The 24,811-nt window shown below is 75.2% G+C and carries 16 protein-coding genes; 11 read left to right on the plus strand and 5 right to left on the minus strand.

Annotated elements, in window-relative coordinates; translation table 11 throughout:
- The first annotated feature begins 58 nt into the window (after positions 1 to 58).
- Genes ACZ4FH_RS02020 through ACZ4FH_RS02055 form a run of 8 tightly spaced genes read left to right on the plus strand, consistent with a single transcriptional unit; the run spans position 59 to position 10,984 of the window.
- Positions 59 to 1,882: a fatty acyl-AMP ligase gene (locus ACZ4FH_RS02020; RefSeq protein WP_467301626.1), complete on the plus strand. Its 1,824-nt coding sequence runs from the start codon at positions 59 to 61 to the stop codon at positions 1,880 to 1,882.
- Entirely contained in the window at positions 1,879 to 3,660 is a 1,782-nt protein-coding gene (locus ACZ4FH_RS02025; RefSeq protein WP_467301627.1) for an acyl-CoA dehydrogenase, read from the plus strand. The genes ACZ4FH_RS02020 and ACZ4FH_RS02025 overlap by 4 nt, the downstream gene beginning before the upstream one ends.
- Before the next feature lie 16 nt (positions 3,661 to 3,676).
- Entirely contained in the window at positions 3,677 to 3,997 is a 321-nt protein-coding gene (locus tag ACZ4FH_RS02030; RefSeq protein WP_467301628.1) for an acyl carrier protein, read from the plus strand.
- Entirely contained in the window at positions 3,997 to 6,948 is a 2,952-nt protein-coding gene (locus ACZ4FH_RS02035; protein ID WP_467301629.1) for a type I polyketide synthase, read from the plus strand. Before ACZ4FH_RS02030 ends, ACZ4FH_RS02035 begins: the two co-directional genes overlap by 1 nt.
- Positions 6,945 to 7,958 (plus strand): 3-oxoacyl-ACP synthase III family protein, encoded by a 1,014-nt coding sequence (locus ACZ4FH_RS02040; protein ID WP_467301630.1) that lies wholly within the window; start codon positions 6,945 to 6,947, stop codon positions 7,956 to 7,958. The genes ACZ4FH_RS02035 and ACZ4FH_RS02040 overlap by 4 nt, the downstream gene beginning before the upstream one ends.
- A 7-nt stretch (positions 7,959 to 7,965) precedes the next feature.
- Positions 7,966 to 9,885, plus strand: a complete 1,920-nt coding sequence (locus ACZ4FH_RS02045) for an HAD-IIIC family phosphatase (RefSeq protein WP_467301631.1) — start codon at positions 7,966 to 7,968, stop codon at positions 9,883 to 9,885.
- Positions 9,882 to 10,127, plus strand: a complete 246-nt coding sequence (locus ACZ4FH_RS02050; RefSeq protein WP_467301632.1) for a phosphopantetheine-binding protein — start codon at positions 9,882 to 9,884, stop codon at positions 10,125 to 10,127. Before ACZ4FH_RS02045 ends, ACZ4FH_RS02050 begins: the two co-directional genes overlap by 4 nt.
- Positions 10,124 to 10,984: a 4'-phosphopantetheinyl transferase family protein gene (locus ACZ4FH_RS02055; RefSeq protein WP_467301633.1), complete on the plus strand. Its 861-nt coding sequence runs from the start codon at positions 10,124 to 10,126 to the stop codon at positions 10,982 to 10,984. The genes ACZ4FH_RS02050 and ACZ4FH_RS02055 overlap by 4 nt, the downstream gene beginning before the upstream one ends.
- Before the next feature lie 20 nt (positions 10,985 to 11,004).
- On the opposite strand, the gene ACZ4FH_RS02060 is transcribed toward ACZ4FH_RS02055, so the two are convergent.
- Positions 11,005 to 11,997 carry a LuxR C-terminal-related transcriptional regulator gene (locus ACZ4FH_RS02060; RefSeq protein ID WP_467301634.1) on the minus strand — a complete coding sequence of 331 codons (993 nt, stop codon included), beginning with the start codon at positions 11,995 to 11,997 and terminating at the stop codon, positions 11,005 to 11,007.
- A gap of 452 nt (positions 11,998 to 12,449) precedes the next feature.
- Positions 12,450 to 13,169 (minus strand): 4'-phosphopantetheinyl transferase family protein, encoded by a 720-nt coding sequence (locus tag ACZ4FH_RS02065; RefSeq protein WP_467301635.1) that lies wholly within the window; start codon positions 13,167 to 13,169, stop codon positions 12,450 to 12,452.
- 295 nt (positions 13,170 to 13,464) lie between these two features.
- Between ACZ4FH_RS02065 and ACZ4FH_RS02070 the strand changes: the two genes are divergently transcribed.
- The 3 genes from ACZ4FH_RS02070 to ACZ4FH_RS02080 all read left to right on the plus strand — a co-directional run bounded on the left by ACZ4FH_RS02070 (position 13,465) and on the right by ACZ4FH_RS02080 (position 18,315).
- Positions 13,465 to 14,307 (plus strand): metallophosphoesterase family protein, encoded by an 843-nt coding sequence (locus ACZ4FH_RS02070; protein ID WP_467301636.1) that lies wholly within the window; start codon positions 13,465 to 13,467, stop codon positions 14,305 to 14,307.
- 145 nt (positions 14,308 to 14,452) lie between these two features.
- The gene (locus ACZ4FH_RS02075; protein ID WP_467301637.1) at positions 14,453 to 17,155 is read left to right on the plus strand and encodes a helix-turn-helix transcriptional regulator; all 2,703 of its coding nucleotides are present in this window, start codon (positions 14,453 to 14,455) and stop codon (positions 17,153 to 17,155) included.
- Positions 17,156 to 17,355: 200 nt separating this feature from the next.
- Positions 17,356 to 18,315 (plus strand): polyprenyl synthetase family protein, encoded by a 960-nt coding sequence (locus ACZ4FH_RS02080; protein ID WP_467301638.1) that lies wholly within the window; start codon positions 17,356 to 17,358, stop codon positions 18,313 to 18,315.
- Positions 18,316 to 18,322: 7 nt separating this feature from the next.
- Here ACZ4FH_RS02080 and ACZ4FH_RS02085 read toward each other — a convergent pair whose 3' ends face one another.
- The 3 genes from ACZ4FH_RS02085 to ACZ4FH_RS02095 are packed head-to-tail and all read right to left on the minus strand — an operon-like array spanning position 18,323 to position 24,806.
- Positions 18,323 to 20,017 (minus strand): AMP-binding protein, encoded by a 1,695-nt coding sequence (locus ACZ4FH_RS02085; protein WP_467301639.1) that lies wholly within the window; start codon positions 20,015 to 20,017, stop codon positions 18,323 to 18,325.
- Complete coding sequence (locus tag ACZ4FH_RS02090) at positions 20,008 to 22,335, minus strand: ATP-binding protein (protein WP_467301640.1); 2,328 nt, start codon at positions 22,333 to 22,335, stop codon at positions 20,008 to 20,010. The genes ACZ4FH_RS02085 and ACZ4FH_RS02090 overlap by 10 nt, the downstream gene beginning before the upstream one ends.
- A 35-nt stretch (positions 22,336 to 22,370) precedes the next feature.
- The gene (locus tag ACZ4FH_RS02095; RefSeq protein WP_467301734.1) at positions 22,371 to 24,806 is read right to left on the minus strand and encodes an AfsR/SARP family transcriptional regulator; all 2,436 of its coding nucleotides are present in this window, start codon (positions 24,804 to 24,806) and stop codon (positions 22,371 to 22,373) included.
- Positions 24,807 to 24,811 lie beyond the last annotated feature (5 nt).

Here is a 24,811-nt window from a genome sequence, read left to right on the forward strand (position 1 = left end):
TGCGGAGGATCGGCGGGAACGAGGGCCGCACCATCCACGGGCCCGCAGACGCGAGGGGATGCCGCGGATGTCAGAGTCACGCTTCGCCACCTTCACCGAACTGCTCCGCGACCGCACGGCCGAACTCGCCGACGAGGACGTGCACGTCTTCCTCCGTGACACAGCGGCCGGGCCGGTGGCCGAGCACCTCACGTACGGAGAGCTCGACCGCGAGGCGAGACGGATAGCCGCCAGCCTCCAGGACTACGGAGTGGCCGAGCAGCCGGTGCTGCTCGCCTACTCCTCGACCGTGGAGTTCCTGAAGGCCTTCGCCGGCTGCCTGTACGCGGGCGCCGTCGCGGTGCCCGTCCCGCTGCCGGGCGAGGCCGGCCGCGACAAGCGGCTCAACCGGACCACCGCCGTCCTCAAGGACACCGGTGCCGCGGTCGTCCTCACCGAGACCTCCGCCGCCCCCGAGGTGGCGCTCTGGCTGGCCCGCAACACCCGCTCGACCGCGGAGTGCCTGGTCACCGACGTGGCCGAGATCGGCGACCCGGAGGCCTGGCGGCCCGTCGCCGCCCGCCCCGACGACCTGGTCTTCCTCCAGTACACCTCCGGCTCGGTCTCCGAGCCGCGCGGCGTCACCGTCTCGCACCGCAATCTGCTGGCCAACCAGTCGAGCCTGCGGACCCTGCTGCGCACCACCCGCGAGGACGTCTTCGGCAGCTGGCTGCCCTACTTCCACGACATGGGCCTGGTCGCGCATCTGCTGCACCCGGTCTACCTCGGCAGCCACAGCGTGCAGGTCACCCCGCTCTCCTTCGTGCGGCGCCCGCTGCGCTGGCTCCAGGCCATCGACCAGTACGGCGTCACCGTCGGCGGCGGCCCCAACTTCTGCTACGACCTGTGCGTCCAGCGGATCAAGGACGAGCAGATCGCCGCGCTCGACCTGTCCCGCTGGCGCCTCGCCCTCAACGGCGCCGAACCGGTCCGCGCCGAGAGCCTGGACGCCTTCGCCGAGCGCTTCGCACCCGCCGGCTTCCGCCGCGAGGCGCTGCGCCCCTGCTACGGACTGGCCGAGGCCACCCTCGTCGTCTCCGGCGGCGTGCCCGGCACCCCGTACACCCGCAAGGAGTTCGACCGCACCGCGCTGGAGCGCGACCAGGCCGTCTCCACGCAGGCGCCCGAGGCGCGCCGGCAGACGCTCGTCGGCAGCGGCGCCCCGGTGGACATGGAGGTGCGCATCGTCGACCCGCTGACCCACCACGAGCTGCCGCCGGGCGCCGTCGGCGAGATCTGGATCCGCGGCTACAGCGTGGCGCGCGGCTACTGGCGGCGGCCCACCGAGACCGTGCGGACCTTCCGGGCCAGCCTCAACGACGAGGAGAGCAACTTCCTGCGCACCGGCGACCTCGGCGTCCTGGAGGACGGCGAGCTGTTCGTCACCGGGCGGCTCAAGGAAGTCATCATCATCAACGGCCGCAACGTCTACCCGCAGGACGTGGAGTGGGCGGCGCGGACCGTCAGCCCCGCCCTGACCTTCGGCGCCGGGGCCGCGTTCTCCGTGGACGCGGGCCGTGAACACCTGGTGCTCGTGCAGGAGGTGCGCGGGGTCGGCGCGACCGAACTGCGGGCCGTGGCCCAGAAGATCCAGGCCCTGATCGGCCGGGAATTCGAGATCCCGGCCGGGAACGTGCTGCTGGTCCGCCCCGGCACGGTCCGCCGCACCAGCAGCGGCAAGGTCCAGCGCACCCTGATGCGGACGCTCTTCCTCGACGGGGTGATCCGCGGCGAGTACGAGGTGCTGAGCCCGGACGTATGGGCGCTGGCGCGGGCCGAGGACGTGCTGTTCGGAGGGGACCTGCTGCGGCCGGAGGGAGCCGACGGAGGAAGGCGGTGGTGACGTCCCCGACCACCGGGCCCCCGCGGACCACCGGAGCGCCGACGGCGTCCGGCGGTGCCGCGCCCTGGCGCGAGAGCGCCGTACGGGCCCGGGTCGCCGCGCTGGAGGACCTGCTCGGGGACCCGTCGGACCCGGCCAACCCGGCCGGTTACGGCGCGCTCCTGGAGGCGGACCGGGCCGAGGTGCCGTTCGCCCAGGGGGAGGCGCTGCTCGACGCGTTCGGGATCGTCGACGAGTACGTGCCGCGGTCGCTGGGCGGCCGGCTCGACGCGATGGACACCCTGGTCCGGGTGCTGCGCCCGGTGATGCGCCGTGACGTGGGCCTCGCCATCGGGCACGGCATGACGACGTTCATGGCCGCGTCCGACGTCTGGACGGTGGGCAGCGACCGGCAGCGGGAGTGGCTGGCCGGGCTGCTGCGCGCCGGCGGCCGGGCGGCGATCGCCCAGCACGAGACCGCGCACAGCAACGACTTCGTCCGCAGCCAGGTGACCGCGCGCCGGGGGTCCGGCGGCTATGTCATCAGCGGCGGCAAGCCGATGATCAACAACCTGGAGCGGGCCGGGGCGCTCGTGCTGTTCTGCCGGACCGACCCCGCGCCCGGCAGCCGCAGCCACTCCGTGCTGCTCCTGGGCCCCGACCAGCTGTCCGACGCCCGTGCGGTCGTCACCGGCCGCCGGATGCCCGTCGGGCTGCGCGGCTGCCGGTTCGGCGCCGTGGAGTTCGACGACTGCGCCGTGCCCGAGTCCGCGCTGCTGGGCCCCGAGGGCAGCGGCATCGAGACGGCGCTGCGCTCCTTCCAGATCAGCCGCACCGTGTTCGCCGCGACCGCCGTGGCCGCCCTGGACACCAGTCTGCGCACCGCCGTGCGCATCGGCCGGGAGCAGACCGGCGGCTGGCACGGCCGGGCCACCGACGGCAGCCGGACCGGCGCGGCCGTCACCAACGCCTTCGTCAGCCTGCTGCTGTACGACGCCCTCGCCGTGGTCGCCTCGCGCGCGCTGCATCTGCTGCCCGCCGAGACCAGCGTCAGCTCGGCGGCGCTCAAGTACCTGATGCCCCGCATCCTCACCGAGTCCATGTACGACCTGTCGATCGTGCTGGGCTCGGACTTCTACACCCGCGAAGGCACCCTGGGCATCTTCCAGAAGCACGTCAGGGACCTGCCGCTGCTCACCCTGGGCCATGCCGGCACCGTCGCCTGCCAGGCCACCGTCATCCCGCAGATGCCCCGGCTCGCCCGCCGCTCCTGGTTCGTCGAGGAGGAGGCGCCGGCCGGGCTCTTCCGGCTGGACGGGGACCTGCCGCCGCTGCGCAGCGACCGGCTCGCCCTGGCATGCGGCCGTGACTCGCTGAGCGCCTCGCTGCTCGCCGTCGCCGCGCGCATCGAGGGGCACGGCCCGGTGGAGCGCGCCCTGCGCACCCTGGCGGGGCTGCTCGTCGAGGAGTTCCGGGACGTACGGGGCCGGGTGCTCGGTCTTGAGGCGGCGAGCGGGAGCAGCGCGCAGCCGGCCCGGTTCGCCCTGATGGACCGGTACACGCTGCTGCTGGCCGCCGCCGCCGTGCTCGGCGTCTGGGACCAGGCGCGGTACGGCAGCGATCCGTTCCTCGCCGATCCGTGCTGGGCGGCCGCCGCGCTGCACCGCATCTGCGGGCGGCTGGGCACCCGCGTCCCCGATCTCCCCCCGGAGTGCGAGACGCGCATCCGGCACGAGGTCCAGCTCCGCTTCTCCACCCGGACCAGCTACGACCTCTACTCGACCCCGATCCCGGGCTGACCGAAGGAGTCCCGCCATGACCATCCCCACCGGCCGGTCCACCGCGCCTGCCGACACCGCGAAGGCCGACGGCGTGTACGAGTGGCTGTCGGCGCGCCTCTCGCTGTATCTGCGGCGGGCGGCGGAGTCCATCGACCCGGCCGTGCCGCTCGCCGAGTACGGCATGGACTCGGTGGCCGCGCTCAGCCTCTGCGGCGATCTGGAGGAGGAGTTCGGCCTGGAGGTGGAGCCGACCCTGCTGTGGGACTTCCCGACCGTCTCGGCGCTCGTGCGCCATCTGACGGCCGTGCTGCCGGACGCCCCGGCGGACGCCGTGAGCGCGCGGGACCCGCGCTGATGGGGGACATCGCCGTCGTCGGTATCGACTGCGCGTTCCCCGGGGCGGCGGGCGTGCGGGCGTACTGGGATCTGCTGATGGGCGGCCGGGCCGGTACCGGCCCGGTGCCCGGACAGCGCTGGGAGGCGCGGGACTTCCCCGCGGTGGGGGACAGCGGAGGTTTCATCGACGACGCCGATGTCTTCGACAGCGACTTCTTCTCCATCACCCCGCGCGAGGCCGCGGCCATGGACCCGCACCAGCGGCTGCTGCTGCCGTGCGCCTGGCGCGCGCTGGAGGACTCCGGGCGGGCGCCCGGCGGGCTCGCGGGCAGCGGCACCGGGGTCTTCGTCGGGGTGATGGGCGGTGAATGGGGCCGGCTGACCATGAGCGATCTGGCGCAGGTCACCCCGCTGCTCGGTTCGGGCAGCAGCGCCGGGATGGCCGCCAACCGCATCTCGTACCACTTCGACTTCACCGGTCCGAGCCTCGCCGTCGACACGGCCTGCTCGTCCTCGCTGGTCGCGGTGCACCTGGCCGCGAACTCGCTGCTGTCCGGGGAGTGCGACACCGCGCTGGCCGGGGGCGTGAACGTCGTGCTGTCGCCGTCGCTCGGGCTGGTCTACGGGCAGCTGGGGCTGGCCGCGGCCGACGGGCGGTGCAAGCCGTTCAGCGCCGAGGCGGACGGGATCGGCCGCAGCGACGGCGTGGGCCTCGTGGTGCTGCGCCGGCTGGACGACGCGCTCGCCGACGGCGACCGGATCTACGCGGTGCTGCGCGGCAGCGCCGTCAACCAGGACGGCCGCAGCAACGGCATGATCGCCCCCAACCGCTGGTCCCAGGAGCGCGTGCTGAACGCCGCCTACCGGCGGGCCGGCGTCGACCCGGCCGAGGTCGCCTTCGTGGAGGCGCACGGGACCGGGACCGTGCTCGGGGACGCCATCGAGTGCGCGGCCCTCGGCTCGGTGCACGGGGTCCCGCGCGAGCGGCCCTGCGCGCTCGGCTCGGTCAAGGGCAACCTGGGCCACACCGAGGGCGCCGCCGGGATCGCGGGGTTCATCAAGACCGCGCTGGCCCTGCACCACCGGATCGTCCCCGCCAGCCTCTTCGCGGAGCGGGAGAACTCCCGGCTGCGGCTGGCCGAGCGCGGACTGCGGCTGCTGAAGTCGCCCTCGCGGCTGCCGCGCGGCGAGAACATCGCCGGGGTCAGCAGCTTCGGCATGGGCGGGACGAACGCCCACGCCGTGCTCGCCACCGCCCCGCGCGCGCCGCGCCCCGTCCCGGCCCGCTCCCGCGCGGACGCGGGGGCCGCCGGGGTGTTCACCGTCACCGCCGACACCGCCGAGGCGCTGTGCCGCAATCTCGCCGCCCAGGCCGACGCCGTCGCGGCCCGTGCCCCGGGCGGGGCGGCGGCCCTGTGCCGGACCAGCAACCGGGTCAAGACCGGGCTGCCGCACCGCTTCGCGCTCACCGCGCGCGACACCGGCGAACTCGTGGCCGGGCTGCGCCGGGCCGTGGAGCGGCGGACCCCCGCGCCGGGTGTGCCGGGCGCGGCCGGGGACCGTCCGTGGGGCCGGCCCGTGGTGGCGTTCCTCTTCACCGGGCAGGGCAGTGAATACCCGGAGATGACGGCGGCGCTGTACCGCGAGTCGCCCGCCTTCCGCCGCCGGCTCGACGAGGCCGACGCGGCGGTGGCCGCGCATCTGGACGCCTCGGTGCGTGACGCGCTGCTGGGCGAGGGGGAGTGGACGGACCGGCCGGAGCTGGTGCAGCCCGCCCTGTTCGCCGTGGAGTGCGCGCTCGCCGCCACCCTGACCGCGCTGGGCGTCGTCCCGGCCGCCGTGCTCGGGCACAGTCTGGGCGAGTACGCCGCCGCCGTGACGGCCGGGGTGCTGGACCTGGACGAGGGGGCCCGGCTGGTGGTGCGGCGGGCCCGGCTGACGGCCGCGCTGCCCCCGGGCGGCACCATGATCTCCGCCACCGCCGGGGCCGAGGTGCTGGCCCCGGCCCTGGCCGCCGAACCGGACGTGGTGGCCGCCGCGCTCAACGGGCCCGCCGACACGGTCCTTTCGGGGCCGGGCGGGGCACTGGCCCGGATCGCCGGGGAGCTGGCCTCGCTCGGCATCCGGACGAAGGAGCTGTCCGCCCCGTACGCCTTCCACACCCAGGGGATGGCACCGGTCGCCGCCGGGCTGCGGGAGGTGCCGGTGCGCTGTGCGCCCGCCGCGCTGCCGGTGGCCTCGACCCGCTACGGCCGGATGCTCCACGAGGAGCCGATGGACGCCGCCTACTGGGCCGGGCAGACCGAGGAGCCGGTGCTCTTCGACGCCGCGCTGGGCGCGCTGGTGGACGCGGTCGCCCCGACCCATCTGATCGAGATAGGCCCGCAGCCGCAGCTCAGCCGGATCGCCGCGCGCGCCGGCCGGCTGCGCGGCGCGGAGCTGCTGCACCCGGTCCCGGGCCCCGAGGCCACCGGCCGGGAGCTGGCCGAGACGGTCGCCGCCCTGTACCGCTGCGGACTCGATCCGGTCTGGGAGGAGCTGTACGCGCCCGGCACCGGCACCGACGAAGCGCTGGCCCCCTATGTGTTCTCCTCCGCACACCGGTACTGGGACCGGCCTCCGTCGGCGGTCGCGCCCGAACCGGTCCGGACCGCCCCGGCCCCCCGGGCACCGGAGGCCGCACCCCACCTCGTTGTTTCACGTGAAACGGGCGAGGACGCCGTACTGGACGCCGTGGTCGAGGCGGTGACCGAGGTCGGCGGCTACCCGGTGGAACGGGTGGTGCGCGAGGCGCGCTTCCACGAGGACCTGGGCTTCGACTCGGTGATGATCATGCAGTTGAAGAACCGGGTGGAGGCGCGGCTGCCGAGGGTCGGCGAGGTCTCCGTCCAGCAACTGCTGCCCGCACTGCGCTCGGTGGGCTCGCTCGCCGAGTTCCTGGACGGCGTGATCATGGCGAGGTCGGCATGACGGCCGTCCATGTCGCCGCGACCGGCACGGCCCTGCCCGGCGAGCCGGTGGACAACACCGTGCTCGGCGGGATGCTGGGCGTCAGCCGGGAGTGGATCGACCTCTTCGTCGGCACCCGCACCCGCTACTTCGGCTGGGACCCGGTCACCGGTGAGGTGCGCGGCTCGCTCGCGGACCTGTGCGCGGAGGCCGCCGCCCAGGCCGTGCAGGCCTCCGGACTCGGCCTGGCCGACATCGAGTTCCTGGTCCTCGCGACCGCGACGCCGGACACGCTGCTGCCGACCACCGCGACCGAGGTCGCCGACCGGCTGGGCCTGGACCATCTGCCCGTCTACCAGATCCAGGCCGGCTGCTCCGGGGCCGTGCAGGCCCTCGATCTGGGCCGCAGCCTGATCGCGGGCGGGCGGCACGCCGGGATCGTCATCGGCGGAGACGTCACCCACCGCTTCCTGTCACCGCACCGGGACACGGCGAAGATCCCCACCGGGGAACTCGTCAACTACGTCCTGTTCGGCGACGGGGCCGGGGCCGCCGTCCTCACCGGCGAACCGGAGGGCGAGCGGATCGCCGTCCGTTCGGTCCTCAACTCCTGGACCGGGCGCGGCCGCAAGCCCGGCCAGCTGCTCGACTGGTACGGCACCACCGACCGCACCTCGGACCGGCCGATGCTGGCCGAGGACTACAAGGCCATCGAGGAGCATGTGCCGCCGATCGCCTCGGAGATCCTCTGGGAGCTGCTGAGCGGGCTCGGCTGGGAGCTGGACGACCTCGCCTTCCTGCTGCCGCCCCAGCTCTCCGAGCGGATGACCGCGCGCATCGTGGACCGGCTGCCGACGACCACCGCCCGGCAGATCCACTGCGTCGCGGACACCGGCAACACGGGCAACGCGCTGCCGTTCCTCCAGCTCGACCGGCTGCTGCCCGAACTGAAGGAGGGCGACCGGGCGGTGGCCCTCTGCGTGGAGTCCAGCCGGTGGATCCGGGCCGGTTTCGCCCTGGAGAAGGTGTGAGGTGGCGATGACCGCGGGACCGGACCGCCTGCGCGACCTGCGGGACCTCAGGGACCTCCGCAGGCAGGGCCTCCTCGAAGAGGCGTACGACCTGGTCGCGCCCGCGCTCGCCGACGAGGGGCCGGACGGGACGCGGGTGGACGCCGCCGCGGCCGGCCGGCTGCTCGGGGGCGTCGACCCGGAGGCCGTGCTGCGCCACCACCCGGCGACCCCGGTCGTCACGGTCGGCGTCACCGGCCAGTCCACCGTCGGCCAGGTGCTCGACCCGCTCCGCGGTGAACTGGCCCGCCACGGCATGCTCCTGCGCGCGGTCGTCGGCGAGCACGGCACGTATCTGCGCGATCTGACCGATCCGGGGAGCGAGCTGCACCGGGCCGGATGCGAGCTGACCCTGTGCCTGCTGGACGCCGAGACGGTGTTCTCCCAGGTGCCCGGGGTCTGGCGCCCCGAGCACGTGGCCGGGGCCGCCGAGGAGGTCCTGGAGCGGTGCGCCGCCCTGGCCGCCGCCGCGCCCGGCACCCTGGTCCTCAACACGCTGCCGCTGCCCCTCACGTACAGCAGACAGCTCGTCGACCACCGCTCCCGGGCCCGGCTCGGGGCGCTGTGGCGGGAGTTCAACGCCCGGCTGCTGCGGATCGGCGAGAGCGCGCCCTCGACGGTGGTCGTCGACCTCGACCCGCTGATCGGCGCGGGCGGGCCGGTCACAAGTGCCGCTCTGGCCCGCTACGCGAAGGTCCAGCTGGGCACCGAACTGCTCGCCGGCTATGCCCGGGAGGTCGCGCATCTGGCCCGTGCGCTGCGCGGCCGGACCCGTAAATGCCTGGTGCTGGACCTCGACCAGACCCTGTGGGACGGGGTCCTCGCCGAGGAGGGGCCCGACGGCATCGCCGCCGCGGGCACCCTGCGCGGCGAGGCGTTCGGGGCCTTCCAGACCTGCGTCGCCCAGCTGGCCTCGCAGGGCGTGCTGCTCGCCGTGAGCAGCAAGAACGACGAGGCGGAGGTGGCGCGGGTGCTGGCGGACCATCCCGATCTGGTGCTGCGGGAGCGAGACTTCGTGGCGGTCAGCGCGAACTGGCGGCCCAAGGACGGCAACCTCGCCGATATCGCCCGGCAGCTGGACCTGGGCACCGACGCCCTGGTGTTCGCGGACGATTCGGCGGCCGAGCGGGCGCAGGTCCGCCACGGGCTGCCCGGGGTCGCCGTGGTGCCGCTCGACGGCGCGGAGCCGGCCGGTCATGTGGCGCGGCTGCTCGCGGACGGCTGGTTCGACACGCTGAGCCTGACCGAGGAGGACCGGGCGAGGACCGGGGAGTACCGGGCACGCCGTCGCCGGCAGGAGCTGCGCGAGGGCGCGGCCTCGCACGAGGGGTTCCTGGCGGCGCTGGGCGTCCGGCTGGAGGTGGGCCCGCCGCGCCCGCACGAGCTGGCCCGGATCTCGCAGCTCACCCTGCGGACCAATCAGTTCAATCTGACCGGCGGCGGCCATGCCGAGGCGGCGCTGGCCGGGCTGGTGGACGGCACCGCGACGGACGGCCGGCTGCTGCTGGTGGCGCGCGGCGCGGACCGGTTCGGGGACAACGGGCTGGTCGGCGCGGCACTGATCACGGAGTCCGGCGGGCGGTGGCTCGTGGACAACCTGTGGCTGAGCTGCCGGGTGCTCGGGCGTGGCGTCGAGCACGCCTTCCTCGCCGTAGTGTTGGGGAGAGCCCGGCGCCTGGGACTGATCTCGGTGGGCGCCCGCTACGTACCCACCGTCCGCAATCACCGGGCCCGGGACTTCTATCCGTCCTGTGGGTTCGTCGCCCGCGGGCTTCCCGAGTCGGGGGAGCGCGGGGAAGGGGCCTCGGAGTACCGCCACGACCTGACGGTGCTGCCGGAGGTCCCCGGCCACATCCGTGTCACCGAGTCCGGAAAGGCACCCCGATGAGCGCCGCTGAAACGGTGGGCCTCGACGCGTTCCTGCAGATGGTGGGCGAGGACCTGGGGCTGGACGTCGAGGGCCCGGCCGGGGCCGATGTCGCGCTGACCGAGGTGCCCGGCTGGGACTCGCTCAATCTGCTCCGGCTGCTGGCCCTCCTGGAGGAGTCCGGCCATTCCGTGCCGGTGCACCGTCTGCTGGAGGCGCGCAGCCTCCGGGACATTCACACCCTCGTGAAGGAGTACGGATGACCGCCCCGGGCGACGTCACGCTCGGCTCACCGCTCGGTGAGCCCATCGCCGTGGTTCCCGGAGGTGATTCGTGGAACAGAGCCAGAGAGGACCTCGCCGCCCACGGCAGCGCGCTGGTCTACGCGTGGCTGAAGGACCTGGAGCCCGCGGTGCCCGAGGGCGACGGTCTGCGGGAACTGCTGGGGCGGGACTGGACGCGCTATCTCGACCTCACCCACTCCGATGTGCGCAACCGCTACGTCGCCTCGCGGATGCTGCTCAAGCACGCGGCGGGGGCCGTCCTGGCCAGCGAGCCGGCCGGTCTGGAGCTGGCGTACGGGCCGACCGGCCGCCCGTATCTGCGCGGCTGCGACCAGATCGACATCAGCCTCAGCCACACCGAGGACCTGCTGCTGGTGGGGCTGACGACCTGCGGGCTGATCGGGGTGGACGCGGAGCGGGCCGACCGCGACATGTACGGCGGGGGGCTGGCCCGGCACATCTGCACCCCGTACGAGGCGATCCTGCTGTCCGGGATGCCGGAGGCGGAGCGCAACGGGGCGCTGGTGCGGCTGTGGACGCTGAAGGAGGCGTACAGCAAGGCGATCGGGCAGGGCATGCAGTTCCGGTTCACCGAGTTCGGCTTCGGTCCGGACGGGCGGCCGGTGCGGGTGCAGCGGCCCGACGGCACGGCGGGCACCGGTGAGGAGTGGACCTTCCGCACCTTCCCGCTGGAGGACGGGTACGTGGTGAGCGCGGCGGTGTACGACGCGGGCTTCGGCAAGCTCCAGGACGCCCAGGTGACGACGATGCTCGACCAGGACTGTGTGGACGCGATCACGGAGGCGCTGGACGACGAGGCGGGCACCGGCGCATGAGGGGTGCGGCGGCGCCCTCGTCAGTAGGGCGGCGGGGGCGCGTCGCCGCTGAGCAGTTCCTGGCGGGCGGCGTTGTAGCCGGCCTGGAAGCGGCTGGTGGCCTCCAACTGCTCGGTGATCTCCGCTATGTGACGCCGGCAGGTGCGGACGGACATGCCGAGCCTGCGGGCGACCATCTCGTCCTTGTAGCCCTTGGTCATCAGCCGGATGATCGACCACTTCAGCTCGTCGGTGGAGGTGGGCGAGCGCTGGCTCTCCACGACGTACGGCGACGAGCCCTCCCAGAGGTATTCGAAGACCGAGCAGAGGAAGGCGACGAGGGTGGGTTCGCGGACCACGGCCGCGCCGGGGGGTCTGCTCTCGTCGACGCAACGTTCCGGCAGGAAGGCCACCTCCCTGTCGTAGATGATCAGCCGGTCGATCACCTCGTCGGCGGTTCTGACCTCGGCGCCCTGCGCGGTGACGTCGCGGACGTAGGAACGGGTGGGCAGGTCGTTGCGCGCGGTGTGCTGGTAGATGGTCCGGATGCAGACCCCGCGCGACAGGATCGACAGGGCGCTGGCGCGGGCGTCGTCGAGCAGTCCGGCCGGGCGCGCGCCGCCGGGCTGCACGGTGATCAGCTCGCTCTTGCAGGTCTGCCCGAGATGGTCCAGCAGGGCCTGGATGCGGGCGGGGTCGGTGATGACGTCGAACGCCTCCAGGTGATTGCGCACCCGGCGGCCCTCGAAGTACAGGGGGGTCAGCGACATCAGTTTGGCCCGGACCTCGGTGACGGCCTGCTGGAGGTCGCGGATCTGCCGTTCGGCGGGGCCGACGAGGGAGGCGGCGGCGGCGTCGGGGGTGACGGGCGTCAGCTGATGGGAGTGACCGGGCACCGACTGGAGCAGCCGGACCCCTGACAGGACGCTCTCGACCCGGGCGACCTCGTCGTGCGACAGCGACAGGTCGTTGGCAATCCGTTCCCGATCGAAGCGACCGCACTCGACGGCGAGCCCGTAGGCCGCAGCGCTCACGTCATCCAGTTCGGCGAAGCCCGAATCTGCGTACTCCCCTTGGAACACGCCAGCCCCCACTGGTCGGTGTAATTGCTGCCACGTAACTTTACGCCAACGGGAAGCCCTTGGCGTGAATGATCAGTATCCGAGACTCTTTTCTTGTCGGCCCGAGGCCTCCAAAGCCGGAGATTTCGGGTGGTGAACTAGACGTACGTAAGTCTCATTCGTCGACCGAGGGGAGTCGCAATGGCAACTTATGGTAAAGAATCTTTGGTGGTCTTGACTTTGCTTGTGGGTGCACTTCTGGCCGTTCTGGGGGGACAGTTCATGTCGGGCGTGTCGCAGGATGCTCCGGCCGGAGCGGGGATGCACGCGGCGGCAGCGGTGTCGGGCGGAACCGTCGGGACCGGTGCGGTTCCGACGGGTGACGACCGCTGGGGCTGACCCTCCCGGACGGCCGCGACGACGACTCAGACCATGCTCCCCGCCACGCAGGTGCGGGGGGCATCGTCATGTGCGGCCCCGGCCGGCACCCGCGCCGGTACGGCGATGGCGCTGACCAGCACTCCGTCCCGGGCCGCCCACCGCCCGCTGAACGAGGTGGGACCCGCGGGGGAGAGCGTGTCCGGGTCCGCCACCAGCCGTGCGTGGAAGGTCTCCTGGACCGCGTCCACGCTCACCAGCGCGTCGGTGAAGTCCAGTTCCTGGCCGGTCAGCGGGAACCAGGTCTTGTAGACCGCCTCCTTGATGGAGAACAGCAGCCGGTCCCAGGCGATGTCCGGGACCGCCCAGGCGAGTTCACGGATCCTGCGCGCCTCCTGCGGAAGCGCGATCGACCCCAGCACCCCCGCCCGCAGCGGGGCGTTGGGCTCCGCGTCGATGCCCACCGAGAGGAAGTCCCGGCCGCGGGCGAGCGCCGCGCCCCGGAACCCCGCGCAGTGCGTCATCGACCCCACCACCGAGGGCGCCCACTGCGGGACCCCGCGCCGGCCCGGAAGAACCGCGGCCGGCGCCACCCCGAGCGACCCCATCGCCCGCCGGGCGCACCAGCGCACGGTGCCGAACTCCTGCCTCCGCTTGGGCACGGCGTTGCGGATCAGGTGCTCCTCCTCGGGGAAGAGGAAGACCTCGGCCGGATCGGCGGTGGCCTCGGCGGTGGCGACGGTCGAAGGCAGGAGCTGGGTGAGCACGGCAGATCCTTCAGGTCGGAGCGTCGGGTGGACGTCTCCCACGCTCCCGCCGGCGCCGCCCGCCCGGCCAGCGGGAACGGCCCCGGCGCGCAGGAACGGCCCGCCCGGAGGGCCCTTCCTGCCAGGGCGCTGCCATCGGCGCCCCGGGCCGCGCCCCGGCTGCGTACGGCCTGCCGGTGCCCGCCCGCCCCCTTGCCATGCCCCTGCTATGGTCCGGGCCGCTGCGGTCACACTCCGTCAACTCTGGGGTCCGGGAGGGGTGTTAGCCGCGCGGCGGCCCGTCCAGCCTGGGGGAATGGCGCACGGATACCTCATGGGCATCAGCGACCTCCATGTCGCATTCCCGGAGAACCGCCGGATCGTCGAGGAGCTGTATCCCGACTCCCCCGCCGACTGGCTGGTCATCGCGGGCGACGTGGGGGAGTCCCCCGACGATCTGGGATGGGTCCTCGATTTGCTCACCCGGCGCTATGCCACCGTGATATGGGCCCCCGGAAACCACGATCTGTGGACACTTCGCGATGATCCTGTGTCGCTGCGTGGAGACGCTCGGTATCGGAGATTGGTCGAAATCTGCCGCTCGTACGGAGTGCACACCCCCGAGGATCCGTATCCGGTCTGGTCCGGACCGGGCGGACCGCTGCTCGTGGCCCCCCTCTTCCTGCTGTACGACTACAGCTTCCGGACCCCCACGGCCGCCACCCGGGAGCAGGCGCTCGAACAGGCCTACGAGGCAGGGGTGGTGTGCAGCGACGAGTTCATGCTGCACCCCGACCCCTACCCGACCCGCGAGGCCTGGTGCCGGGCCCGGGTGGCCGCCACCGAACAGCGGCTCGCCGCCTGCGATCCGGAGCTGCGCACCGTCCTGGTCAACCATTTCCCGCTGGTCCGCACGCCCACCCGGATCCTGCGCCACCCCGAGTTCGCCCAGTGGTGCGGCACCGAGCTGACGGCCGACTGGCACACCCGCTTCCGGGCCGCCGCGGTCGTCTACGGGCACCTCCACATCCCGCGGACCACCTGGTACGACGGCGTGCGCTTCGAGGAGGTCTCGGTCGGCTACCCCCGGGAGCGGCACCACCGGGGGCAGACCCGGGTCGCGCCCCGCCGGCTCTTCCCCGTACCGGGGGATTGCTGACTGGCAGGTTCCGGCCACCGGGGATCCGTCCCGCCCCCGGTTCGAGCGGAGCAGTATGGATTCTCAAGCACTGCTCGATCGGTCCTGTATCCGGTTCGCGTTCCTTATTCGTCGAGCGCGCGGAACGTGGGCACTGGGGGATCTCATGGTGTTGTTCCGTCGCGCCGAAGAACTTTCTCTTCTGGAAAAACTGATCGAAGGATGCGGGGAAGGAAATTCAGGACTCCTTCTCATCGAGGGGGCCGTCGGCTGCGGGAAAAGTGAATTCCTGGAGACCGTCGCGGTACACGCCGAGAAACACGGCGGAATAGTGCTGCGGGCCATGGGGACGGCGGAGGAACGCCACCATCCGCTCGGTGTGCTGCGCCAGCTCACCGCCGAGGCCCCGCCCGGCGCACTGCCGCCCCCCTCGTCACCCGACGAGGCCGGCCGGGTCGGCACCATGCGCCGGTTCGCCGCCGCCGTGTGCGAGCTGAGCACCACCGCGCCCGTCGTCGTCTGCGTGGACGACCTCCACCACGTCGACGAGGTCTCCGGGCGCCAGCTCCTCCACCTCGCGCGCGGCACCCGGGGCGCCAAGGTGCTCCTCGCGCTCACCGAGTCCGTGCACGAACACGGCGACGACCCGCTGCTGCGCACCGAACTGCTCCGGCTGCCGCACTTCTCCCGGCTGCGCCTGGAACGCTTCACCCCCGCCGACGTCCGGGCGATGCTGCCCGGACACGCGGAGGCCGAGGCCGCCCGCCTCCACCGCGCCAGCGGCGGGAACCCGCTGCTGCTGCGCGCCCTGCTCCAGGACCCCGGCACCCGGCCGGGCGAGGCCTACGCCCAGGCCGTGCTCGCCTGTCTGCACCGCTGCGGGCCCGCCACCCCCGCGCTCACCGAGGCCGTCGCCGTACTCGACCCCCTGGCCACCGCCGCGCACGTCGCCCGGCTGGCCGGAGCCACCGAACCCGCCGCCGCCCGCGCGCTCGCCGCCCTGGAGGACGCCGGACTGCTGACCCGCGGACGCGGCCTCTGCCACCCGGCCGCGCGCGCCGCCGTCCTGGAGGGCACGGACCCGGACACCCGGCGCGCGCTCCACCGGGAGGCGGCCCTGCTGGCCCGGGGCGCGGGCGCCCCCGACACCGCCGTCGCCGCACAGCTCCTCGCCGCCCGCCACACCGGCGAGGACTGGGCGCTGCCCGTGCTGCGCGCCGCCGCCGACCAGCACGCGGCCGACGGGGCGCTCGACGAGGCGACCGCGCTGCTGAGCCTGGCCCGCGAGGCCTGCCCGGACGAGGCCCGCCGCGCCGAGCTGGGCGTCCGGCTCGGCGTCGTCACCGCCCGCACCGACCCGGCCGCGGCCGAACGCCATCTCGCCGAACCGCTGACCGCGCTCGCCGAGGGCCGGCTCGACGCGCGGGCCCTCGGCCCGCTGGCCCGGACCCTGGCCGCGCAGGGCCGGATCGACGAGTCGACCGAGGTGCTGGAACGGCTCGCGTCCCGGGAGGGCCGCCACCCGGGCGCCGAACGCCGGCCCGGGGACATCCCGGGCGAGGACCCGCTCGACGGGCTCTCCGCCTTCCCCCAGTGGGGCGCCGCCGGACGCCGCGCCGCCGGCGGGCCCGGGGCGCACCCGGCGGTCCGCACCGGCCGCGGCCCCGTGCACCCGGCCGCCCTGTGGGCGCTGCCCGCCGAGGCCGACGAGGGGGCCGCCACCCACGCCGCCGAACTCTTCCTGCGCGGGGCGAGCCTCGCCGAGGGCATGGTGGAACCGGCCGTGCAGGCCCTGCGCACCCTGCTGTACCTGGAGGGCGCCGAGCGCGCCCTGCCCTGGTGCGAGACCTTCGCCGAGCAGGCCGCCGCCCGTGGCGCCACCGGCTGGCAGGCGGTCTTCGCCGGGCTCCACGCGGAGGCCCGGCTGCGGCTGGGCGATCTGAACGGGGCGGCCGAGACCGCCGAGGACGGGCTGCGCGCGGTGCCGGCCCGGGGCGGCGGGGTGCAGCTGTGCGCGCTCACGGCCACCCTGGTCCGGGCCCGCACGGCCATGGGGCGCCCGGACGCGGCGGCCGCCGTGCTCAGCCGGCCGGTGCCCGAACGGCTGACGGGCAGTGTGCAGGGGCTCGCCTATCTGCGCGCCCGGGGCCACTACGCCCTGGCGACCAGCCGCTTCCACGCGGCGCTCGGCGACTTCCTGGACATCGGCCGGCACATGAAGCGCTGGGGCCTGGACCGGCCGAGGGTGCTGCCCTGGCGGTCCGACGCGGCGGAGGCGCTGCTCCGGCTCGGCGAGACCCACCAGGCCGACCGCTTCCTCGCCGACCAGCTGACCACCCGGGACGCCAACGACCCCTGGGTGCGCGGCATCTCCCTGCGGCTGCGCGCCCTGCTGCGCGAACCGAAGGAACGCCAGGCCATGCTCACCAAGGCCGTGGACGATCTGCACCGCTCCGGCGACAGTTACGAACTGGCCCGTGCCATGAGCGATTTCGGCCAGGTCCTCCAGACACTGGGCGAACCGGCCCGCGCCGCCATGGTCAACCGCCGGGCCTGGCACGTGGCGAAGGAGTGCGGGGCCGAGGCCCTGTGCGTACGGATCCTCCCCGGGCACACCGGCGAGGCGCAGCGGTCGGCGGCGGCGGCCGACGCCCCGCACGCCGACCGGGTGGCGAGCCTCAGCGAGTCGGAGAAGCGGGTCGCGCTGCTGGCCGTGCACGGCCACACCAACCGGGAGATCGCGCAGAAGCTGTACATCACGGTGAGCACGGTGGAGCAGCACCTCACCCGGGTCTACCGCAAGCTGGAGATCCCGGGCCGGCAGGCGCTGCCCGTCGACTTCCACCTCGGGGTCGCGGAGTTCATCTGACCGTGCCGCGCCGTGCGGGGCCGTCGCGTAGCAAGGTGATGGCAAGCCCCCGCGGGCACCCGCCCCGTATGGCAGGCACCTGGTGCTCCGCCGCCCCGTCCGCCGCCGGCCGTCCGCCCGGCGGCGGTCCGGGGTGGCCCGGCGGACCGGGGGTCCCGGAGGGTCGGTCATGAGGACGCAGCCCACCAGGGAGGGCACCCATGACCACCGCACCCAGGCACGACCGGCCGGGCCGCACCGCGAGCACCGGACAGCTGCGCGACACCGTGCTCGACCGGGTCGAGGAACGGCTCGCCCGGCTCCTCGCCGACGAGTCCCGGATCCGCCGCACGGCCGATCCGCGCAGTGTGGTGCTGGTGGCGGGCGTCGCCGAACTCGTGCAGGCCGGTGCCGAACGCGCCCATCCGGTCATCTGCCTCACCGGCTATCTGGCGGCCGGCGGCGACCCGGACGGCGAGGACGTGGTGGACGCCTGCGCCGCGCTGGAACTCCTCGACACCTGTCTGATGATCCGCGAGGACGTCCGGCAGAACGCCACCCTGCGCCGGGGCATCCCCACCCTCCACATCAGCCACGCCGCCGAGCACGAACGCAACGGCTGGCGGGGCGAGTCCCGCCGTTTCGGCGAGGGCACCGCCGTCCTCGCCGGGGACCTCGCGGCGGCGTACGGGGACCGCTTCGCGGCCGGACTCCCGCCCCGGGCCCGGGAGCTGTGGGAGAACCTGCGCGTCGAACGGGCCCTGGGCGCGCACGCCGAGGCCGCGGCGGCGACCGAGTACCTGGACGACGCCTGGCCCGGCCAGTGCCTGGAGGACTGCGGGGCGGGCTGCGGCGCCGGCTGGTACGGGCTGCGCCACGCGCTGCTGATCGGCGCGGCGCTCGCGGACCGGGACGAACTGCGCGAGCCGTACGAGGAGTACGCCCGCGCGCTGCACGGGGCCTGGCGGATCCGGGGCTTCCTGCGCGGCGGGCCGGGCTTCGACGGGGACGCCCAGTTCCTCCGGGACATCTTCTTCGACGCCTCGGCCCGCGAGCGGGCCGAGGACACCGTCGCGGAACTCCTGGTGCGCGCCGACGCGGCGGTGGCCGGGGCCCCGGTCGCCCCGCACTGGCGCGACGAACTCCGGGCCTTCGCCCGCCGGGTCGCCGGCTGCGCATGAGCCCCGGTCAGCCGGGGGACCGGCGGGGGCTGCCCGGCCGGGAGCGGAGCAGCCAGGTGCGCAGCGCGTCCCGGCGGAGCCGGCCGTGCTCGTCGCGGGGGAGCGCGCCGACGATCTCCAGCCGGGTCGGCAGGAACGCCTCGGCGACCCCCCGCGCGGTGAGGTGCTCGCGCAGTTCGGCGGGGCCGGGCGGCCGGTCCCAGGCGGTCGGGACGACCACCGCGCAGGGCAGTTCGCCGTGCTCCGGGTCGGTGTAGGCGACCACCGCGGCCTCGCCGACCCGGGGGTGGGCCAGCAGCCCCTCCTCCACCTCGGCGACCGGCACCATGAAGATCGCCCCGGTCCGGGTCCCGGCCCGCGCCAGGACCCGGACCCCGCCGCCCGGGTCGGTCGTGGCGAGGTCCCCGGTGTCCAGCCAGCCGTCGCCGTCCTCCCAGGTGGAGACGGGGGCGGCCGCCCCGTGCAGCCAGGTCGCCAGGGCCACGGAGGGGCCGCGCACCCGCAGCGGCGCGGGACCGGTGCCCGGTCCGGCCGCCATCTCCAGCCCGCTGAGCGGCCGGGCCGGTCCGTCGGCCCCGGCCAGGGCGCCCATGCCCAGTTCGGGCGCCCCCCAGGCGGAGAGCACCGGGACGCCGAAGGCCTCCCGCAGTTCGTCGGCGAGCGGGCGCGGGGTGCTGGTCCGGCCGCCGGAGAGCACCAGCCGCAGCCGGTCCGTCGTCCGGGGGTGCCGGCGCCGGGTGGTGAGCAGTTCGGCGAAGTAGGCGGGTTCGGCGTAGACCTGGCCGACCCCGGCGTCGGCCATCAGGTCGAGGCAGCGGGCGGGGTCCCAGACGTCCTGCCACACCCCCGTCCCGCCGACGGCCAGCGGCCAGCAGACGGTGTAGATCAGGGAGGCCAGCGAGGTCAGCGGCAGGGTGCTGAGGAAGACCTCCCCGGACCGCCGTCCCGGGCCGCGCGGATGGTTCTGGGCGGCGACGTTGGCGTAGAGGGTGTCGGGGGTGTGCAGCACCGAGGTGTACGCGTCGCGCAGCCCCATCACGCTGATCAGCAGGGCGGGCCGGTCCGCCCCGACCGGGCGGACGCGACCGCCGCGCCAGGCGGGCGACCGTTCGTGGGCGGTGCGGGCGAAGTACGCCGCGAAGTCCACGGCCCCGGTGGGCGCCGCGTCCCCGAGCACCACCCGGTGGCGCAGCCACGGCAGCCCCGGGGCGAGGTCCGCCAGCGCCTCGGCGTGCGGGAAGCCCTCCCAGACGTCCGGGACCACACAGACCCGGGCGCGGGTGCCGTCCAGGATCCTGCGCAGGCCGTGCGCGCGCACGGTCGGCAGGACGGGCACGGCGACCGCCCCGGCCCGCCAGCACGCCAGGGTGAGCGCGGCCGTCTCCCAGCGGTTGGGCAGCTGGAAGGCGACCGGATCGCCCGGCGCCACCCCGAGCGAGGTCAGAGCGGCGGCGAACCGTTCGACATGGAGGGCCAGTTGGGCGTACGTCACGGTGATCCGGCCCCGCCCGGCCGGGCTCAGCACCCGCTCGGCGACGATCGCGGGCCGCTGCGGGGCGGCGGCGGCCGTGCGGTGCAGATCGTCGAGGAAGGTGGTCTCCCGCCACCAGCCGGCCGCCCGGAACCGCCGGACGGTCTCCTCGGGCGCGGCCAGCTCCTTCAGACGGCGCTCCGCCGTCCCCGTGCCCCGGGTCAGCCCCATCGTCCCACCGCCCCGGCCACCTGGACCCGTGAGGTGCAGCCGAGCCGCCGCATCACCTGGCGGACATGGTTGACGACGGTCCATTCGGAGATGTCCAGCCGGGCCGCGATGTGCCGGTTGGTCAGCCCCTCGGCGACCAGCAGCGCGACCTGCGCCTGGCGCGGGGTGAGCGACTGCGCCTCGGCCGCCGCCCCGGCCACCGGGGCCCGGGACGGCACGGGCGAGGACAGCGCCTCGGCCACCGCCGTCGGCGCGGGCATCCGTACGCCCTCCGCCCACGCGGTGGCGAAGTCCGGCCAGTCCAGCCGGGCGCCCAGATCCGTACGGGCCCGCTCCGCCCGGCTCCGCCACTCCTGCGGGACCTGTGCGCCGGTCCGCTGGCGCAGCGCGTCCGCCGCCGCGAGCAGCCGCACCGCACGGGGCCGCTGCTCGGGCTGCGTACGGAGCAGCAGCAGAGCGAACTCCTCCAGAAGGCCGGGGAGTTCGGTGCGTTCGCCGATGGCCTCGTAGAGCCGCAGCGCCTCCCGCAGCGCGCGTTCGGCCGGGTCCGGCTCGTCGCCCTCCAGGGCCAGCGCGGCCGCGGCGCGCAGCGCGGCGGCGAGCCCCCGGCCGTCGCGGATCCTCCGGAAGGTCTCCTCGGCCCGCTCCAGCGTGCCCTGGGCGCGGCGCCGGTCGCCCTCGGCGTGCAGGGCGGCGGCCAGGGCGACGGACGCCTCGGCGGTGGGGCCGGTGACCCCCATCGTGGACAGGGCGCTGTGCGCGGTGACCAGCACACCGCGTGCGGCGGCGGGGTCCCCGGAGCGCAGCAGGGCGGTGCCCAGGTGCAGCGAGGCGAGGGCGTTCTGTCGGCGGTCGCCGACGTTCTTGCCGAGTGCCAGGGCCCGCCGGTGGCGGGCCACCGCCTCCTGCGGGTCGCCCAGTTCCAGGGCGAAGACCCCGGAGAGGTCGGCGAGCCGGGCCCGCAGCGCCTCGGTGAGCTGCTGTCCGCGCCCCTCGGCGACGGTGTCGCACCACTCCAGGCCCTCGCGCAGCCGCCCCTGCACCAGCCACGGCAGCCGGCAGCCGAGCACCATGGCCGCCGCCGCCTCGCAGTCGCCCCGTTCGTGCAGCCGCCGCAGCGCCGCCCGCACATTGGCGCTCTCGGCGGCGGCCTCCCGCAGCAGCCGGTCCTGGCCGGTGCCGGAGAGCCCCGGCAGGGCGGCGGCGACCAGCAGGCGGTAGCGCTCGGCGTGGGCGTCGGCGCCCTCCGCCTCCGGGGTGCGGGCGCGGGCGTACGAGCGCACGGGTTCGGTGACCGCGAGCCGCAGTCCGCCCGCCTCCTCCCCGACGGCCGTCAGCAGCCCCCGGTCCAGCAGGACTTCGAGCCCCTCGTCGTCCTCCAGCCCGGCGGCGGACGTCCCGAAGCCCGGTTCGTACGCCGAGAGCCGCCCCAGCAGCGCCTCGGCGGCCGGGTCCAGGCCCCGGCAGCTCCATTCGGCGAGCGCGGCCAGCGAGCGGTGCCGGGCGGGGGCGTTGACCGGCCCGCCGGACAGCACGGTCGTCCGGCCGCGCAGCCGGGCCGGAAGCAGGTGCGCGGGCAGCAGCCGCAGCCGCAGGGCGGCGAGTTCGAGGGCCAGCGGCAGCCCGCCGAGCAGCGCGCAGATCTCCGCGACGGCCGCGCCGTTCTCCAGCGTCAGCGCGAACGACGGGTCGGCGTCCCGGGCCCGGCGCACGAACAGCGCCACGGCGGGCACCTCGTGCAGGTCCTCCGCGTCCGCGTCGGTGTCGGACGGAACGGCCAGCGCGTCCAGGGGCAGCAGCTGCTCCCCGTAGACACCGAGCGGTTCGACGGCCGTGGCCAGCACCACCACGCCCGGATCACCGGCCAGCGCGACGACGGCCTCGGCGGCCGGGCCCCGGGCCTCGTGGTCGCAGCCGTCGAGCAGCAGCAGGACCCGGCCTTCCACGCCCGGGGCCTCCGAGCCCGGGGCTTCCGAGCCCGGGGTTTCCGGGCCACGGCCTTCCCCGCCCAGGTCTTGCGCGTCCCGGACCTGCGGGACCCGGCTCTCCGCGCCCCGGGCCTCCGTCCGGGCGCGCACCAGCGCGGTCAGCCCGCCGGGGCCGGCGTCGTCCGGGGCCGCCGCGTCGAGCGTCACCACGCGGGCGAAGGACCCGGTGAGGGCGTCCACCGCCGCGCGGGCCAGCCGGGTCTTGCCCACCCCGGCCCGCCCGGTGAGCGTCACCAGCCGCACCGAGGGGGTGAGCAGCCGTTCGCGCAGCGCGGCGGCCTCCCGTTCCCTGCCGATCAGGTCCGTGTGCGGACCGAGCGCCACCGACATGGTTCTCCTTACGCTGAGAGCTGTCCCGGCCCGCCTCACACCAGGGACGGCACGGGGGCCGGGCCGCCGTGCGGGATGCGCCAGAGCCCGGGGCGTATCTCGACCGCGCCGGAGCAGGACGCGGTGGCCGGGTCCGGGTGGTCGAGGGTGCGCAGCGAGCGTCGTGCGTAGAGCCGCAGCCGGGGGTCGTCGAGGGTGTCCGCGAGGGCCAGGCACTCCTCGAAGAGGCTCCGGGCGGTGGCCGGTTCGTGCTGGGCGAGGGCCACCAGGGCGCGTGCCCTGGACGCCTCGTAGCGGCCGCGCGGACGGCCGGACCGCGTCGGTTCGAGCGCGGCGAGGGCGGAGTCGAGCAGCGCGGCGGCCTCGTCGGCCGCGCCGGCGTCCAGCAGGAGTTCGGCCAGACCGACCAGGGCCCGCCCGGTCTCCTCGCGGTCACCGGCGGACCGGGCCCGCTCCAGGGCGTGGCCGAACCGTTCACGGGCCCGGTCCGAACGCCGGTAGCGGGCGTCGAGTTCGGCGGAGAGCCGCAGCATCCGGGCCTCGGCCGGCCGGTCGGCGCGGCGCCGTGCCGCGTCCAGGGCCAGGGCGTAGCAGTCCTCCTCGTCCGCCGCGTCGGGCGGGACGCCCTCGGCCAGCCGGTCCGTGAGCCGGACGGCCGGGGCCCAGAGTCCGGCCGCGTGGGCGGTGCGGACCAGCCGGACGAGCCCGGCCGCGTCGGGGGTGCCGCCGCGCCGGGGGTCCGCCGTGCCGTCCGCGTACGCGAGACAGACCCGCCGGACGGCCTGTGCGACCGTGCCGGGGTCCTCCTCCTCGGCCAGCCGTTCGGCGGCGAGCAGCCGCAGCAGCTCCGGGAGGTGCCAGGCGTCCCGGTCGACGGCGACGAGCCGTTCGTCGGCCAGTGCTTCGAGGGAGGCGAGCGCCCGCCGGGGGGTGAGCCCGAGGGCGGCGGCGGCCCGTACGGAGTCGAAGGGGCCGGGCGGCAGCAGCGACAGCAGCCGGAACTCCCGGCGCCGCTCGGCCGCGCAGCCCTCGTACGCGGCGAGGAGCCCGGCCCGTACGTCGATGTCGCCGGTGCACAGCGCGTCGAGCCGGCCGTCCTCGGCGCGCAGCCGGGACAGCAGGGTGGCGGACGTCCAGTGCGGCCGGGCCGCGAGCTGGGCGGCGGCGGCCCGTACGGCGCGCGGCAGCAGTCCGCAGAGCACGCCGACGTCCCGCGCGTCCTCGGGGGTCACCCGGCCGCCGTTCGCGTCGAACAGCCGGGCCAGCTGCCAGGCCTCCTCCGGGCGCCACGGGCCGAGGAGCACCGTGCGCAGTCCGGGCAGCCCGGCGGGGACCCGGCGGGCGGTGAGCAGCAGGGTGTGGCCGAGCGCCAGCAGGGGCCGTACCTGGGCCGGGGAGGTCACCCCGTCCACCAGCAGCAGCGCCCGGCCGCCCCCGGCCGGGGCGGGGCGCGGCGGGCGTCCGCCGCCCTCCGGGACGTACAGGCGCAGTCCGCCGGGGAAGGCGTCGGCGGCCCGGTGCGCGGCCTCGACCGCCAGGGCCGTCTTCCCGGCGCCCGGCATCCCGGTCACCGCGACCACGCCGCCGCCCGCCCCGGCCGAGGCGCGCAGCAGGCGTTCCACGGCGACGAGTTCGTCGGCGCGGCCGAGGAACGCCGGATCGGCGGCGGGCAGCTCACGGTCCCCGTCCGGCGCGCGGCCGCGGGCGGGCGCCGGTTCGGGCCGGGCCAGCTCCGGATCGCCCTCCAGGATCAGCCGTTGCAGCCGGCGGGAGCGCGGACCCGGCTCTATGCCCAGCTCCTCGACGAGGGTCCGCCGCAGCTGGGTGAAGGTGTAGAGGGCCTCGGCCTGCCGCCCGCACCGGTACAGCGCCACCATCAGATGCGCGTGGAACTCCTCGCGCAGCGGATACGCGGCGGCCAGTTCGTGCAGTTCCGGAATGAGTTCGCGGTGCATGCCGAGACGGAGTTCGGCCCGCACCCGTTCGTCGAGCGCGGTGGTGCGCGCCTCGTCGAGGCGGACGGCGGCGGCGTCCAGCAGCGGACCGTGCGGAATGTCCGAGAGCACCGGGCCGCGCCACAGGGCGAGGGCCCGCCGCTGGAGGTCGGCCGCGGCGGCGAAGTCCCCTTCGTGCAGGGCGAGACGGCCGCGCCGGGACAGGTCGAGGAAGGCGGTGCTGTCGAGTTCGCCGGGGGCGAGCCGCACCAGGTAGCCGGGGCGGCGGGTCACCAGCAGCTCCCGCCCGTGGTCCGGGTCGGCGGCACCGAGCGCCTTGCGCAGATGGGAGACGTACACCTGGAGGGTCGTCGGGGCGGTGCGCGGCGGGGCGTCGGGCCACAGTTCGTCGATGAGGCCGTCCACGGACACGACCTCGTTCGCGCGGACCAGGAGCGTGCCGAGGACCACCCGCAGTTTGGCGGCGCGGGGAGCGCACGGGCCGGCCTCCAGTGGGCCCAGGATGCCGAAGCGCATGGTGT

Source organism: Streptomyces sp. NPDC024555 (genome assembly GCF_055559335.1).